The 11,567-nt window shown below is 66.9% G+C and carries 13 protein-coding genes; 6 read left to right on the forward strand and 7 right to left on the reverse strand.

Going from position 1 to position 11,567, the window contains the following annotated elements; translation table 11 throughout:
- The first annotated feature begins 137 nt into the window (after positions 1-137).
- Together BJ970_RS25870 and BJ970_RS25875 are read left to right on the forward strand one after the other, a co-directional pair.
- On the forward strand, positions 138-1,058 hold the full coding sequence (locus tag BJ970_RS25870) for an amino acid ABC transporter permease (RefSeq protein WP_184728608.1): 921 nt from the start codon (positions 138-140) through the stop codon (positions 1,056-1,058).
- Positions 1,058-1,810, forward strand: a complete 753-nt coding sequence (locus BJ970_RS25875) for an amino acid ABC transporter ATP-binding protein (RefSeq protein WP_184729363.1) — start codon at positions 1,058-1,060, stop codon at positions 1,808-1,810. Before BJ970_RS25870 ends, BJ970_RS25875 begins: the two co-directional genes overlap by 1 nt.
- On the opposite strand, the gene BJ970_RS25880 is transcribed toward BJ970_RS25875, so the two are convergent.
- Complete coding sequence (locus BJ970_RS25880) at positions 1,793-1,987, reverse strand: hypothetical protein (protein WP_184728609.1); 195 nt, start codon at positions 1,985-1,987, stop codon at positions 1,793-1,795. The two genes, BJ970_RS25875 and BJ970_RS25880, sit on opposite strands and share 18 nt — an antisense overlap.
- 80 nt (positions 1,988-2,067) lie before the next feature.
- Positions 2,068-2,322 carry a hypothetical protein gene (locus tag BJ970_RS25885; RefSeq protein ID WP_184728610.1) on the reverse strand — a complete coding sequence of 85 codons (255 nt, stop codon included), beginning with the start codon at positions 2,320-2,322 and terminating at the stop codon, positions 2,068-2,070.
- Positions 2,323-2,716: 394 nt separating this feature from the next.
- Between BJ970_RS25885 and BJ970_RS25890 the strand changes: the two genes are divergently transcribed.
- From BJ970_RS25890 to BJ970_RS25900, 3 genes are all read left to right on the forward strand, one after another.
- Positions 2,717-3,565, forward strand: a complete 849-nt coding sequence (locus tag BJ970_RS25890; protein WP_184729364.1) for a helix-turn-helix domain-containing protein — start codon at positions 2,717-2,719, stop codon at positions 3,563-3,565.
- Between the two features lie 3 nt (positions 3,566-3,568).
- The gene (locus tag BJ970_RS25895; protein WP_184728611.1) at positions 3,569-3,742 is read left to right on the forward strand and encodes a DUF397 domain-containing protein; all 174 of its coding nucleotides are present in this window, start codon (positions 3,569-3,571) and stop codon (positions 3,740-3,742) included.
- A 289-nt stretch (positions 3,743-4,031) separates the two neighbouring features.
- Positions 4,032-4,235 (forward strand): DUF397 domain-containing protein, encoded by a 204-nt coding sequence (locus BJ970_RS25900; protein WP_184728612.1) that lies wholly within the window; start codon positions 4,032-4,034, stop codon positions 4,233-4,235.
- A gap of 165 nt (positions 4,236-4,400) precedes the next feature.
- On the opposite strand, the gene BJ970_RS25905 is transcribed toward BJ970_RS25900, so the two are convergent.
- The 3 genes from BJ970_RS25905 to BJ970_RS25915 all read right to left on the reverse strand — a co-directional run bounded on the left by BJ970_RS25905 (position 4,401) and on the right by BJ970_RS25915 (position 8,083).
- The gene (locus BJ970_RS25905; protein WP_184728613.1) at positions 4,401-4,988 is read right to left on the reverse strand and encodes a TetR/AcrR family transcriptional regulator; all 588 of its coding nucleotides are present in this window, start codon (positions 4,986-4,988) and stop codon (positions 4,401-4,403) included.
- Between the two features lie 9 nt (positions 4,989-4,997).
- Positions 4,998-6,452 (reverse strand): MFS transporter, encoded by a 1,455-nt coding sequence (locus tag BJ970_RS25910; protein WP_184728614.1) that lies wholly within the window; start codon positions 6,450-6,452, stop codon positions 4,998-5,000.
- Between the two features lie 374 nt (positions 6,453-6,826).
- Positions 6,827-8,083 (reverse strand): IS701 family transposase, encoded by a 1,257-nt coding sequence (locus tag BJ970_RS25915; RefSeq protein WP_184726914.1) that lies wholly within the window; start codon positions 8,081-8,083, stop codon positions 6,827-6,829.
- 85 nt (positions 8,084-8,168) lie between these two features.
- Here BJ970_RS25915 and BJ970_RS25920 point away from each other — a divergent pair, with 85 nt between their 5' ends.
- Complete coding sequence (locus BJ970_RS25920) at positions 8,169-9,326, forward strand: LLM class flavin-dependent oxidoreductase (RefSeq protein ID WP_184728615.1); 1,158 nt, start codon at positions 8,169-8,171, stop codon at positions 9,324-9,326.
- 109 nt (positions 9,327-9,435) lie between these two features.
- Here the strand turns inward: BJ970_RS25920 and BJ970_RS25925 are convergent, their stop codons facing one another.
- Both BJ970_RS25925 and BJ970_RS25930 read right to left on the reverse strand, forming a co-directional pair.
- A complete protein-coding gene (locus tag BJ970_RS25925) occupies positions 9,436-10,854 on the reverse strand; it encodes a xylulokinase (RefSeq protein ID WP_184728616.1) in 1,419 nt (472 codons plus the stop codon).
- Positions 10,851-11,567 (reverse strand): GntR family transcriptional regulator, encoded by a 717-nt coding sequence (locus BJ970_RS25930; protein WP_221467315.1) that lies wholly within the window; start codon positions 11,565-11,567, stop codon positions 10,851-10,853. The genes BJ970_RS25925 and BJ970_RS25930 overlap by 4 nt, the downstream gene beginning before the upstream one ends.

The following is an 11,567-nucleotide window of genomic DNA, read 5'->3' on the forward strand; positions in this document are numbered from 1 at the left end:
CGATCAACCTGTGGGATGCGCTTTGCCGTCGCGGCGGCCCCGGCTATCTTCACAGACGGTGGTGGTCGGATCGCGTCGAAAAGTCGCGGTCGTGGCAGGACCGTCGAGGCTTTCCCTCCAGCCAACAGGAAAGTCCGATGACCCGATCTTCGTATCCGCAGGCGGTGCCGGACACCGAGCCCGCCGTCGCCGCTGCGCCGCCGCAGGCCGTGCCCGCAAGGCATCCCGGCAGGTGGCTCGCCGCTGCGGCGGCGCTGGTGGTATTCGCGCTCGTGGTGTATTCGATGGCCACGAACCCGAACTTCCAGTGGTCCGTCGTCGCAGCCTATTTCACGCTCCCGGCCGTGCTGAGCGGGTTGTGGCTGACGCTGTGGCTGACCGCCGTCACCATGCTCCTCGGCTTCGCGCTGGGCACCGTCCTGGCCGTCATGCGGCTGTCCGGCAATCCCGTGCTCAACTGGCTGAGCTGGCTCTACATTTGGCTTTTCCGTTCCATCCCGCTGCTGGTGCAGTTGCTGTTCTGGTTCAACATCGGGGCGCTGTACCCGAAGCTGAGCATCGGTCCCTGGTTCACTGTGGACACCGTGAACCTGATCGGCGGCACCGCGACGGCAGTGATCGGTCTAGTGCTGCACGAAGCCGCGTACGCCGGCGAAGTGGTGCGCGCCGGGATCCTGTCCGTCGACGCCGGGCAGACCGAAGCCGCGCAAGCGCTGGGCATGACCAGACTGCGGGTGTTGCGCCGGATCGTGCTGCCACAGGCGATGCGCGCGATCATCCCGCCGGCGGGCAACATGCTCATCGGCACGTTGAAGGGAACCTCGATCGTCAGCGTGATCGCCGTGCACGACCTGCTTTATTCGGTGCAGCTGATCTACAACCGCAATTACGTGGTGATCCCGCTACTGCTGGTCGCGACCGTCTGGTACCTGGTGGTCACCTCGATCCTGACCGCGGGTCAGTACTACGTCGAACGCCACTATGCGCGCGGCAGTCGGCGGGAACTGCCGCCGACGCCGTTGCAGCGGTTCCGGGCCGTGGTGAAGGGAGCCCGGTGATGCTCCGAATCCGGGATCTGCACAAGAGTTTCGGCCCGACGCGGGTATTGCGGGGTGTTGATCTCGCGGTGCGGCAAGGCGAGGTCACCTGCGTGATCGGACCGTCCGGCTCGGGCAAGAGCACGCTGCTGCGCTGCATCAACCACCTGGAGAAGATCGACGCCGGACGCGTCGAGGTCGACGGGGTGCTGGTGGGCTACCGCGAATCCGCGGGCAGGCTGCACGAGCTCGGCGACCGGGCGATCGCCCGCCAGCGCGCCGAGATCGGCATGGTGTTCCAGCACTTCAACCTGTTCGGCCACCTGACGGTTCTGGAGAACTTGACCGAAGCGCCGGTCGGCGTGCTCGGCCTGTCTAAAAAGGAAGCTCGATCGCGGGCCCGGGAGAAGCTTCGTCGCGTGGGCTTGGGCGACCGCGAGGACGCCTACCCCCGGCAGCTCTCCGGCGGCCAACAGCAGCGGATCGCCATCGCCCGCGCGCTTGCGATGGAGCCGAAGCTGCTGCTGTTCGACGAGCCGACCAGCGCCCTGGACCCGGAGCTGGTGGGGGAGGTGCTGGCGGCGATGCGCGACTTGGCCGAGGCAGGCCAAACGATGGTGGTCGTTACCCACGAGATCGGCTTCGCTCGGGAAGTCGCCGACACGGTCGTGTTCCTCGATCACGGCGAAGTCGTCGAATCGGGCCGGCCGAACCAGGTCCTCGACGATCCGCAACAACGCCGTACCCAGGAATTCCTACAACGGGTGTTGTGAGCCTCGGACGAGGACGTGCCGAAGACGTTGAGGATTCTCTTCCTTGATGTAGCGCAACAGCTTGAAGATGGTGAGTCCGACCAAACGCAGCACCGCGCCGAGCACGACAACCACGAATGCCGCCGCGGTGGCCCAGTACAGCCCAATGAACGCGCCGAGGCTGGCCAAGGTGGACATGCCGTATGCGCCGACCAGCGCGGTGAGCGCGCCGAATACACCGAAATGTCGCCGTCAACGAACGGTCCGACCACGCTAGCTCACGGGAGTTCGCGGGCAGCGAGCCAGCCGAAGCGCCGCAACGCCTGGGCGAACGTCTCCACTTCGGTGGCCAAGTGACCGAGCCGCGAGGTGCCCACGTCGCCGGTCTGGATCCGGTCGGCCTCGTAGGTCAGGTCTTCTTGGAGCAATCGCATCGCCGAGACCATTTGGTCGGGTGTGTCGATCCGCGCCGGAATGCCGGTGGGGTCAATGCCGAGCGTAGTTTCGCCGGATTCGCGGAAGGCGAAGGACACGATGCAGTCGGAGCATGCCAGGGCCGCGTTGGGCAGACCGGGCTCCGGGGCGTCTAGTGCTGAGCACGCTTCCACTTCATCGCCCCGGAAGAGTTGCCGGCACCACGAGCTGACGAGAGATTCACTTGTGTTGCAACGGATGTGGGCGAACCGGCACCAGTCCGGCACGATCCCGCGCCGATATTGGAAGTACCGCATCGGGTCACATCGCGGCGTGTCGGGCGCTGGTCGGATGTGCGTTGCTGGGACCATTTCTTTGTGCGTCAAGGCTTTCCCTAAGTTGGTACTGCAACCGAACGTTCAACAGGGGCTAGAGTGCCTGGTAGCGCGACAGCTCCACTACTCCTCAAATTGGGTGATCAACTGGCTCAACAAGCCGATAGGATGTGTTTTCATGACTGCTACCGTAGGCACGCCACGTGCCAGGGCGCTGTCGTCTGCGTTGCGGGAAGCCCGGCTAGCATCGGGTATCGGGGTTCGCGAACTGGGGCGCATGCTCGAATACACCCACGTCCAGGTCTCGAACTGGGAGACCGGTAAGCGGGTCCCGAGGATAGAAACCGTCGCTGCGATCCTCGCGACGCTGCGTGTGCGGGCCGAGGAGCGGGACCGCATCCTCGATCTGGCCCGCAACGTGCACGAACCGAACTGGCTCACCGTCGGTCTGAACGGTATCCCGCAACAACTGGCCGGTGCGGTCGAATGCGAGCGAGCGGCATCGGCGATCGCGGAGTGGGCGCCGATGCTGGTACCAGGTCTGCTCCAAACTCTCGACTACAACCGGGCCATCAAGACAGCTAGCGGTTTGTCGGAGGCGGATACAGAGCTTCGGGTGATGTTGAGCGCCAGCCGACGTGAAGTCATCACGCGGAGAACGAACCCGGTGAGCTTCAACGCTTTCATCGGTGAGGCGGCGCTGTTCGAGCCAATCGGACCGCGTGAGGTGATGCTGGATCAGCTCGACCAGCTTGTTGAGTTCGCTGGTAGGAGCAACGTTGCCGTCCGAATAGTGCCGTTGCGGGCCGGTTGGCACCCGGGCTTGCTGGGGCCGTTCGTGCTGTACGAGTTCGACGACATATCATCGGTAGTTCACTTCGAGCACTACAGCTCAGGTGCCTTCGTTCCGGCCGAGCACGATGTGAATGAATATCGCAGTGCGGTTCAGCAGATCGAAAACTTGGCGATGGATCAAGAGGGCTCCGCCGAGTTCGTCATTAGAGCGAAAGCGAAATGGGAAAGGTGAGCTATGATCAGCTATTCCTGGCAGAAGTCCAGTCACACAGGCCCGAACGGGAACTGCGTCGAGGTCTCGGAGCCGCGAGGCTTAGTTCGGGATTCGAAGGATCCGAACGGCCCGTGGCTGCGTGTGGATGTGCCCGCGTTCGTCCGTGCGGTTAAGAGTGGGCGGTTCGAGCGCTGATCGGATCGGCGCGAGTATAGGTTTGGCTTGGTGAAGGCCCGTGGGTACTTCGGGACGCTATGGCAACCCAAGGTACTCACGGCCGTTACCTGGCCAAGTCTCTCCGGTTGTGTGCGGTCGTCCTGGAGCCCCGGGGCGGCTACGGCGGGCCGTCAATCCAGGTCTTTCGAGCATCATAGTTCTGGTGCGTTCATACCTGCCGAACATGATGTCGAGGAGTACCGCAAGGCAGTGGAATGGCTGGGACGCATCGCAATGAGCGCGGAAGATACCTCGAACTTCATCGCCAATGCCATCGATCAGTGGAAGGAAACGGGTTGTGGAAGAGATTAGCTGGCAGAAGTCCAGTTACACCGGAGTGAACGGGAACTGCGTCGAGGTCTCGGAGCCGCGAGGCTTAGTGCGGGATTCGAAGGATCCGAACGGCCCGTGGCTGCGAGTCGACGTACTCGCTTTCGTCCGTGCGGTCAAGGCTGGGCGGTTCGAGCGCTGATCTGATCGGCATGGGCATTGGTTTGGTGGTCGGCACAGGTGTCGGTTTGGCTTGGTGAAGGCCCGTGGGTACTTCGGGACGCTATGGCAACCCAAGGTACTCACGGCCATTACCTGGCCGAGTGTCTCTCCGGTTGGGTGCGGTCGTTCTTTGGCCCTGACGCGGCTACGGCGGTCCGTCGATCCAGGTCTGAAGCAGCGGTGCCGTGATCGCGATCAGGTTCTCCTTCGGCTCCGCGCTGATCGCTTTGGTGCGCAGGACCAGGCGGGCGGCCCCGAGGCCCATCAGGTGGCTGCAGACCAGTTCCGCCCGGAGGCGGGCCTTCGGGCCCGTCAGCCGCTTGGCCAGGCGGGTCACGAGTTGGCGCTCGAAGTTCGCGCGGAACTGGGCGCCCGCCGGTCGCGATGATGTGAACACCGCCCGCACCAGCGGGTCGCCCTGGGTGCGGTCGTGATAGTCCAGCAACGTCCGGACCAGGTGTTCGCCGAGGTGAGGGAGTTCGCAGTCCAGGAGCCGCTCCGCGTCCTGCTCGAAGCCCGATGCCTCGGCGAACAGGCTTTCCTTGCTGCCGAAGTACTTCACCACCAGCGCCGCGCTGACTTCCGCGTCCGCCGCGATGTCGCGCAGCGTCACGTCGGCATAGCCGCACAACGAGAAGCGGCGACGCGCCACCTTGAGAATGGCTTCGCGGGTGGCGCACGCGTCGCGCCGCTGGTCCTCGCCGACCGCGGTGGCCGGCCCCGTGCTGGACATGCAGTCAGGCTAGCGCGACCGTCCGACCGGAGTCGCCACCCGAGCGGGCACCGGCGCGTACCGACGGGGGCTCGGGGTCGCCGCGGCGATCACCGCAGCAAGCAGCGCCGCCCCACTGGCCACCAGGAACACCGAGGAATAAGCGAACACCGACGGATAGTGCACCCCGGAGACCTGAACTATCGACCCGGTAGTCAGCGCGACCACGATGGCGCTGCAACTGGCCGTCCCGATCGAGCGGGCCAGGGTGTTCAAGCTGTTCGCGGCGGCGGTCTCGGTCTGCGGCACGGCCTGCATGATCAGCGTCGGCAGCGCGCCGTAGGACAGCGCTCCGCCGATCGAGCCTACGGTCAGGTTGAGCACCACCAGCGGCAGCGGAGCGTGCAGGAGGGATCCCGCGAAGTTACCCAGCATCAGCACCGCACCGCCCAGAATCAGCGCGGTCCGCGGCCCGCGTCGACGGGAGATCCGCGCCGACACGGGGGAGAACACGCCCATCGCGGCGCCGATCGGCAGCAGCACCAGGCCGGTCACCACCAGCGACAGGCCGAAGCCGTATCCGGTGGCCGCCGGGGCCTGGATGATCTGCGAGCCCACCAGGAAACCGGCGAACATCGCGATGCCCACCAGCACCGAGGCGATGTTGGTCAGCAGCACCGTGGGGCGCGCCGATACCCGGAGGTCCACCAACGGCGAGGCGACACGCAGTTCATAGAGGCCCCACACGACGAACAGCACCGCCGCCGCGGCGACCAGGCCAAGGATTACCCCGCCGGCCCAGCCCCACTCGTTGCCCTTGGAAATCGCCAGCAGCAGGCAGGTCAGCGCCGCCGAGAGCCCGACAGCGCCGAGGAAGTCGAACCGGCCGCCGCTGCGCAGGGGCGACTCGGGCACCACCCGCAGAATCAAAACCATCTCGATGATCGCGAACACGGCCGCGCCGGCGAACAGCCAGTGCCAGTTCAGGCGCTCGGCGACCACCCCGGTCACCGGTAATCCCACCGCCCCGCCGATGCCCAGCGTCGCGCTCATCAGCGCCACCCCGGAGCCGACCTGGTGCTCGGGTAACTCGTCGCGCATGATGCTGATGCCTAACGGCACCACGCCGACGGCCGCGCCCTGCAATACCCGGCCGACGAGCACGGCGGCGAAGTCGTCGCTGACGGCGCCGATCGCACTGCCCACCCCCATGATGGCCAGGGAAATCAGCAGCATCCGGCGCTTGCCGTACATGTCGCCGAGCCGACCGGCGACCGGGGCGCACACCGAGCCCGCCACCAGCGACGCGGTGACCAGCCAGCCCGCGTTGGACGGCGTCGTACCCAGGAGTCTGGGGAATTCCGGGAGCAGCGGTACGACCAGGGTTTGCATCAACGACACCGCGATCCCGCACGATGCGAGCACCGCTATGACGATCTTCGAGCGTCCTGGTGCGGCCGGGGAAGCGGGCGTGGCGCTGCTCATCGGGCTCCTCGCTCTCGACAGTGAACTTGTGTTCACCAAGCAAGTAAACTCGTGTTCACCACATGTCGCAAGATGTTTCCGGGTTCGATTCAGTACCGCTGGGTGTGTTTCGATCACGCAATCATCCACTATGGACGATCTCTGGCGGGGATTCCGGCCGCAGTCGGGGCCCCGGCCGATGCCGTAGGCGATTTCAAGGGCAATCGCCGAACCCCGCGCCCCCCGGTCGGCGTGTCCAGTCGGGCGATTGCGGACCGGCGGGGACTCTAGTAGGACTTTGTTAGGTGGTCATGGTGGTTGCTGGTGGCAGGTGGGGCATCGGCCTGTCCAGGTGGCCAGCAGGACCTGGAGGGCGTGGAGGATCTTGTAGAGAGTCAGGCCGCCCCAGGTGCTTTTGGGCTGGTCAACCGGAGTTCGGTGAGGAACAGATGGGCGGCGGAGGTGAGGGTGACGTGGCGGTGCCAGCCGGTGAAGGAACGCCCTTCGAAGTGGGTGAGCCCGAGCCCGGTCTTGAGTTCCCGGTAGTCGTGTTCGATGCGCCACCGGATCTTGGCCAGCCTCACCAGCTCACGCACCGGGGTGTCCTCGGGCAGGGTGGAGATCCAGTAGTCGGTGGGTTCGGGCTCGCGGGGCGGCCATTCGACCAGCAGCCAGCACACCGGCAGACTGCCGTCAGCCTCCCGGGGAATATCGCGGTTGGCCGGCCGCACCCGCAGGGCCAGGAACCGAGAGCGCATCGCAGCGGTGGGATTGCCCTGGGTTTTCTTGGTTCCCTGCCGCCAGGTCACCCACCGCAGGCCCGTGCGTCCGGCGGCGAGCACGAGATCCCGCAACGTGGCGGGCGTGTCCTGGTAGCGGGGTGCGGGCCGCCGTCCCCGGCCGGAATACGACGCGGCCACCGGCTCGGCGTCTGCGGGATGAGCGGTGGCGGCCGCCTTGACGGCCATCACATACGGCAGTCCTCGTGCGCCCAGTTCGCACCGGAAGGTCGCGTTATCGCCGTAGCCGGCATCACCGACCACCACCGGCGGAATGTGCCCCCAGGCGGCCAGTTCGTCGAGCATCTCCAACACCAGCCGCCACTTCGGGCGATACCCCTGATCCTCAGGAATGCCGCAACGTGCCCGCCGGGCGGCGATGCGTTCGGCCTCGGCGCCGGTCGCGCACTCATCATCCCAGCTCTGCGGGAGAAACAACCGCCAGTCCAGCGCGGCCGAACAGGCATCGGTGACCGCGTGCACGCTCACCGCGACCTGGCAGTTGGTGACCTTGCCCGCCGTGCCGGTGTACTGCCGGGCCACCCCCGGCGAGGCCTCGCCGTCCTTGAGATGCCCGGTGTCATCCAGCACGAACGCCTCCGGGCACACCACCTGCACCGCCCGCGCCGCCAACCGCCGCCGCACCACCGCATAATCCCACGTCGAGGACGTGATGAACTGCTGCAACCGCTGATGATCCACCCCCAACCGCTCGGCCATCGGCTGCATCGACTTACGCCGCCCGTCCAGCATCAGCCCCCGCAGATACAGCCCACCATTCGCCCGCTGCTCACTACGGACGAACGACGTGAACACCTCACCCGCGAATTCCTCCAAACGGTCACGGACAGCGTCAAGCTCAGCCGGCAGCATCCCAAGATCATCCCACACGATGATCTACAAGTAACAAAGCCCTACTAGTGCACTGGGCCTGATCATCAGTCCACTGGAGGTAGGCGTGAGCAAGCTGCGTTTCGGTGTTTTCCTGGCCCCCTTCCACACCGCAGGCCAGAACCCCACCCTGGCACTGCACCGCGATCTCGAACTCGTCGGGCACCTCGACGCGCTCGGCTACGACGAGGCGTGGATCGGCGAACACCACTCCGCGGGCAGCGAACTCATCGCCTCGCCGGAGATCTTCATCGCCACCGCGGCCGAACGCACCCGGCACATCAAGCTCGGCACCGGCGTTATCTCGCTGGCCTACCACAACCCGCTGTGGGTGGCCGACCGGATGGTGCTGCTGGACCACCTCACCCGCGGCCGGGTGATGCTCGGTGTCGGGCCGGGCTCGCTGCCCACGGATTCGGCGATGATCGGTCTGAACCCGACCGACACCCGTGAACTCCTCGAGGAGAACATCGACATCGTGTTGCGGCTCCTGCGAGGCGAAACGGTCACGGCGCAGACCCGCACGCACAACCTCATCGACGCCCGCCTGCAGTTGCGCCCCTATTCCGACCCCCTGTTCGACGTGGCGGTTGCCGCGGTGGCCTCGCCGACCGGTCCACGGCTGGCCGGGCGGCACGGCATCGGGCTGTTGTCGATCGGCGCGACCCTCACCGCCGACGGTTTCGACGCCCTGGGCCACCACTGGGGCATCATGACCGAGCGCGCCGAGGCGTTCGAGCGGGAGGTGGACCGCAGCGCGTGGCGGCTGGTCGGCCCGATGCACGTCGCCGAGACGCGGGAGCAGGCGTACTGGGACGTCGAGCACGGGATCGAGGGCTGGTTCGACTACTTCCAGAAGATCGCGGCCTTCCCGCAGATGCACGTGGAAGGCGGCGACCTCGGGGAGATGATCGCGTTCATCCGCGAATCGGGCGTCGGCGTGATCGGCACCGTCGAAGACGCGGCCGAGCAGGTGCAGCGGTTGGTCGACCAGTCCGGCGGCTTCGGCGCGATGCTGCTGATGGCGCACGACTGGGCCAACCCGGCGGCGACGAAGCGCTCCTACGAACTGATCGCCCAGCACGTGATGCCCGCCTTCCAGGGGCAACGACAGTCCACACTGGACGCCAGGGATCGGGCCAGTGCCACCCGGGCCGGCTACGCCCAGGCCCAGCACGAGGCGATCGCGCACATGACGAAGAAATACGAGTCCGAACGGTCGTAAACCGCATCTCGGGACCTGCTCCCGGCGGCCCTCCACCCTGGTCCGATGGCGATTTCAATGGATATCGGCGCGTTTCCATTGAAATCGCCGTGGTCCGGGGAACGAGCCGTCAGTCCTGTGCTTCGTCGATCGTGTCGCGTGTCCGCAGCCAGGCCGAGTAGAGCTCCGCGTAGCGCGCCGAGCGGGCCGCGTCGGGTTCGATCTCGCGCACGCCGCCGAGCAGACGTGACCGTAGCTCGTCCGGATCCGTGGCTTCGCCGGATCCGGCGAAGGCCAGCGATGCCGCGCCGAGCAGGGTCACGTCCGGCTCCGATGAGACCAGGAGCGGGCGCGCCAGAGCGTCGGCGCGTAGCTGCGCGACGTGCGCGCTGCGGGCAGAGCCTCCGGCGAGGGCGACCGGAAGCCGTCCGGATGGGTCGAGCAGATCGAGACCTTCGCGCACCGTGAACGTCGCGGCTTCCTGGGCGGCTCGGAGTAGATGCGCTGCCTCGTGCTCGGGCCGTTGTCCGAGTACCGCGCCGCGCGACCCGGGGCGCCAACGCGGAAAGCGCGAACCCGTCATGGTCGGTATCACGGTGAGTCCATTGGCGCCTGGTGGGATCTCGGCGAGCCGTGCGTCCTCGACCGAGCCCACCAGGGAGCGCCATCGTGCGACCGCACCACCGGTCAGGCCGGTCGCTCCGCCGACGACGAAGCGCCCAGGTAGTACCGAGGGGTTGAGCACCGCGCCATCGGGCGCCTCCGCGGCGCGCGGCAGCAGGCGACCGACGACGTCGGTCGTGCCCGCGACATCGGCGATGAGATCCTGGTCCGTACCCAGGAGCAGGCCGATGCCGACGGAGCCGTCCGGGCCGCCCGCCACCACGGGCAATCCGACCGGCAGGCCGGTGGCCGCGGCTGCCCCCGCAGTCAGCTCACCCACGACGGATACCGGTTCCACCTGAGGCGGGAACAACGACGGCTCCAGCCCGAGTTGTTCCAGCGCGGAAATGTTCCACGAGCGTCGGCGTACGTCAGCGGCCAGCGTGTAGGCGGCATTGATGGTGTCGGTCGCGAGCCGCCCGGTCAGCCGTGCCACCAGGTAGTCCTTGGGCGAAAGCACGGTGCCGACGCGCACGGCATGCCCCGGGTCCAGGCCGAGCAGGTAGGCGAGTGCCCCTCCGGTCAGAGCCGGACGGCCTGAGGCCCGAAGGATTTGCTGCGCCGTCGCGTGGTCGATGGCGCTGAGCTGGTGAGTGCCTCGGGAGTCGGCCCAACCGCCGCCCAGGTCGACGGGTTCGACGTCGGCGGCGACCGCGACCGTTCCGATGTGCGCGGCGATCGCCAGCGCCGACGGGACAGGGTGGTCCGCCAGCCCGGCGAGCGCGGCCAGCACCTCCTTGTGCAACGACTCCGCTTCGAAGGTCTCGCCGCCCAGGCTCGACGCGCGCGGGAGGTGGCTGGCGGAGACTATGTGCCCGTCGGCGTGCACAAGAGCGGCGCGAACGGCGGAGGTGCCGACGTCGACGGCGATGACGTGGGCGCTCATTCGGCATCGATCCGGAGCAGCACGGGGAACTCCGGCAGGGTCCAGCTCGTGGTGAACTCCACGATCTCGCCGGCCCCACCGTAAGTCGTGCGGCGGGATTCGAGCACGGCTCTTCCCTGCTCAGTACCGAGCATCGCGGCCTGCTCCAGGGTGAGCAGGGCCCCGGTCATGGACTGGTCGGCATAACGCAACTGGACACCGAAGCGCTCATTGAGCGTCCGGTAGAGGGAGCCGCCGAGCAAGGGCTCGCGGCACAGCGACGGTGCCACGGCGTACGGCACCCAGGCATCTTGCAGGGCGGCGGCGGTATTGCCGATCAACCGCACTCGGGTGATGCGGTTGACCACATCGCCCTTGGCGATGCCGAAGACCTCGGCCACCTCGGCAGTCGCCCGCGTCGTCTCGGCACGCACGATCCGGCTCGACACCTCCCCGGAGGTGCCCGCGATCTCGTCGGCGAAGGAACGCAGCCGGTTGAGCCGACGCCCGCGTTTCGCGGTCTCGCTGACGAAGGTGCCGCTGCCCTGCTTGCGCACGACGAAATTCTCGGAGCCCAGGAGATCGAGCGCTTGGCGCACGGTCATCCGGCTGACCCCGTACTGCCTGGCGAGATCGTTCTCGCCGGGCAGCTGCGCTGCCGGGGCCAGCGCGCCGGCCTGGATCTGCGAGACGATGTCGTCGTAGATGATCCGATACCTGGGTGCGCGCACCAT

The organism is Saccharopolyspora phatthalungensis (assembly GCF_014203395.1).
Classification (GTDB): domain Bacteria; phylum Actinomycetota; class Actinomycetes; order Mycobacteriales; family Pseudonocardiaceae; genus Saccharopolyspora; species Saccharopolyspora phatthalungensis.

Bases quoted from the DNA above. Each gene is read 5' to 3' on its own strand.
- BJ970_RS25925 (WP_184728616.1), bottom strand. From the start codon at position 10,854: ATGAGCGCCCACGTCATCGCCGTCGACGTCGGCACCTCCGCCGTTCGC.
- BJ970_RS25890 (WP_184729364.1), top strand. From the start codon at position 2,717: ATGACTGCTACCGTAGGCACGCCACGTGCCAGGGCGCTGTCGTCTGCG.
- BJ970_RS25875 (WP_184729363.1), top strand. From the start codon at position 1,058: ATGCTCCGAATCCGGGATCTGCACAAGAGTTTCGGCCCGACGCGGGTA.
- BJ970_RS25900 (WP_184728612.1), top strand. From the start codon at position 4,032: ATGCCATCGATCAGTGGAAGGAAACGGGTTGTGGAAGAGATTAGCTGG.
- BJ970_RS25930 (WP_221467315.1), bottom strand. From the start codon at position 11,567: ATGGTGCGCGCACCCAGGTATCGGATCATCTACGACGACATCGTCTCG.
- BJ970_RS25870 (WP_184728608.1), top strand. From the start codon at position 138: ATGACCCGATCTTCGTATCCGCAGGCGGTGCCGGACACCGAGCCCGCC.
- BJ970_RS25895 (WP_184728611.1), top strand. From the start codon at position 3,569: ATGATCAGCTATTCCTGGCAGAAGTCCAGTCACACAGGCCCGAACGGG.
- BJ970_RS25905 (WP_184728613.1), bottom strand. From the start codon at position 4,988: ATGTCCAGCACGGGGCCGGCCACCGCGGTCGGCGAGGACCAGCGGCGC.
- BJ970_RS25915 (WP_184726914.1), bottom strand. From the start codon at position 8,083: ATGCTGCCGGCTGAGCTTGACGCTGTCCGTGACCGTTTGGAGGAATTC.
- BJ970_RS25880 (WP_184728609.1), bottom strand. From the start codon at position 1,987: ATGTCCACCTTGGCCAGCCTCGGCGCGTTCATTGGGCTGTACTGGGCC.
- BJ970_RS25910 (WP_184728614.1), bottom strand. From the start codon at position 6,452: ATGAGCAGCGCCACGCCCGCTTCCCCGGCCGCACCAGGACGCTCGAAG.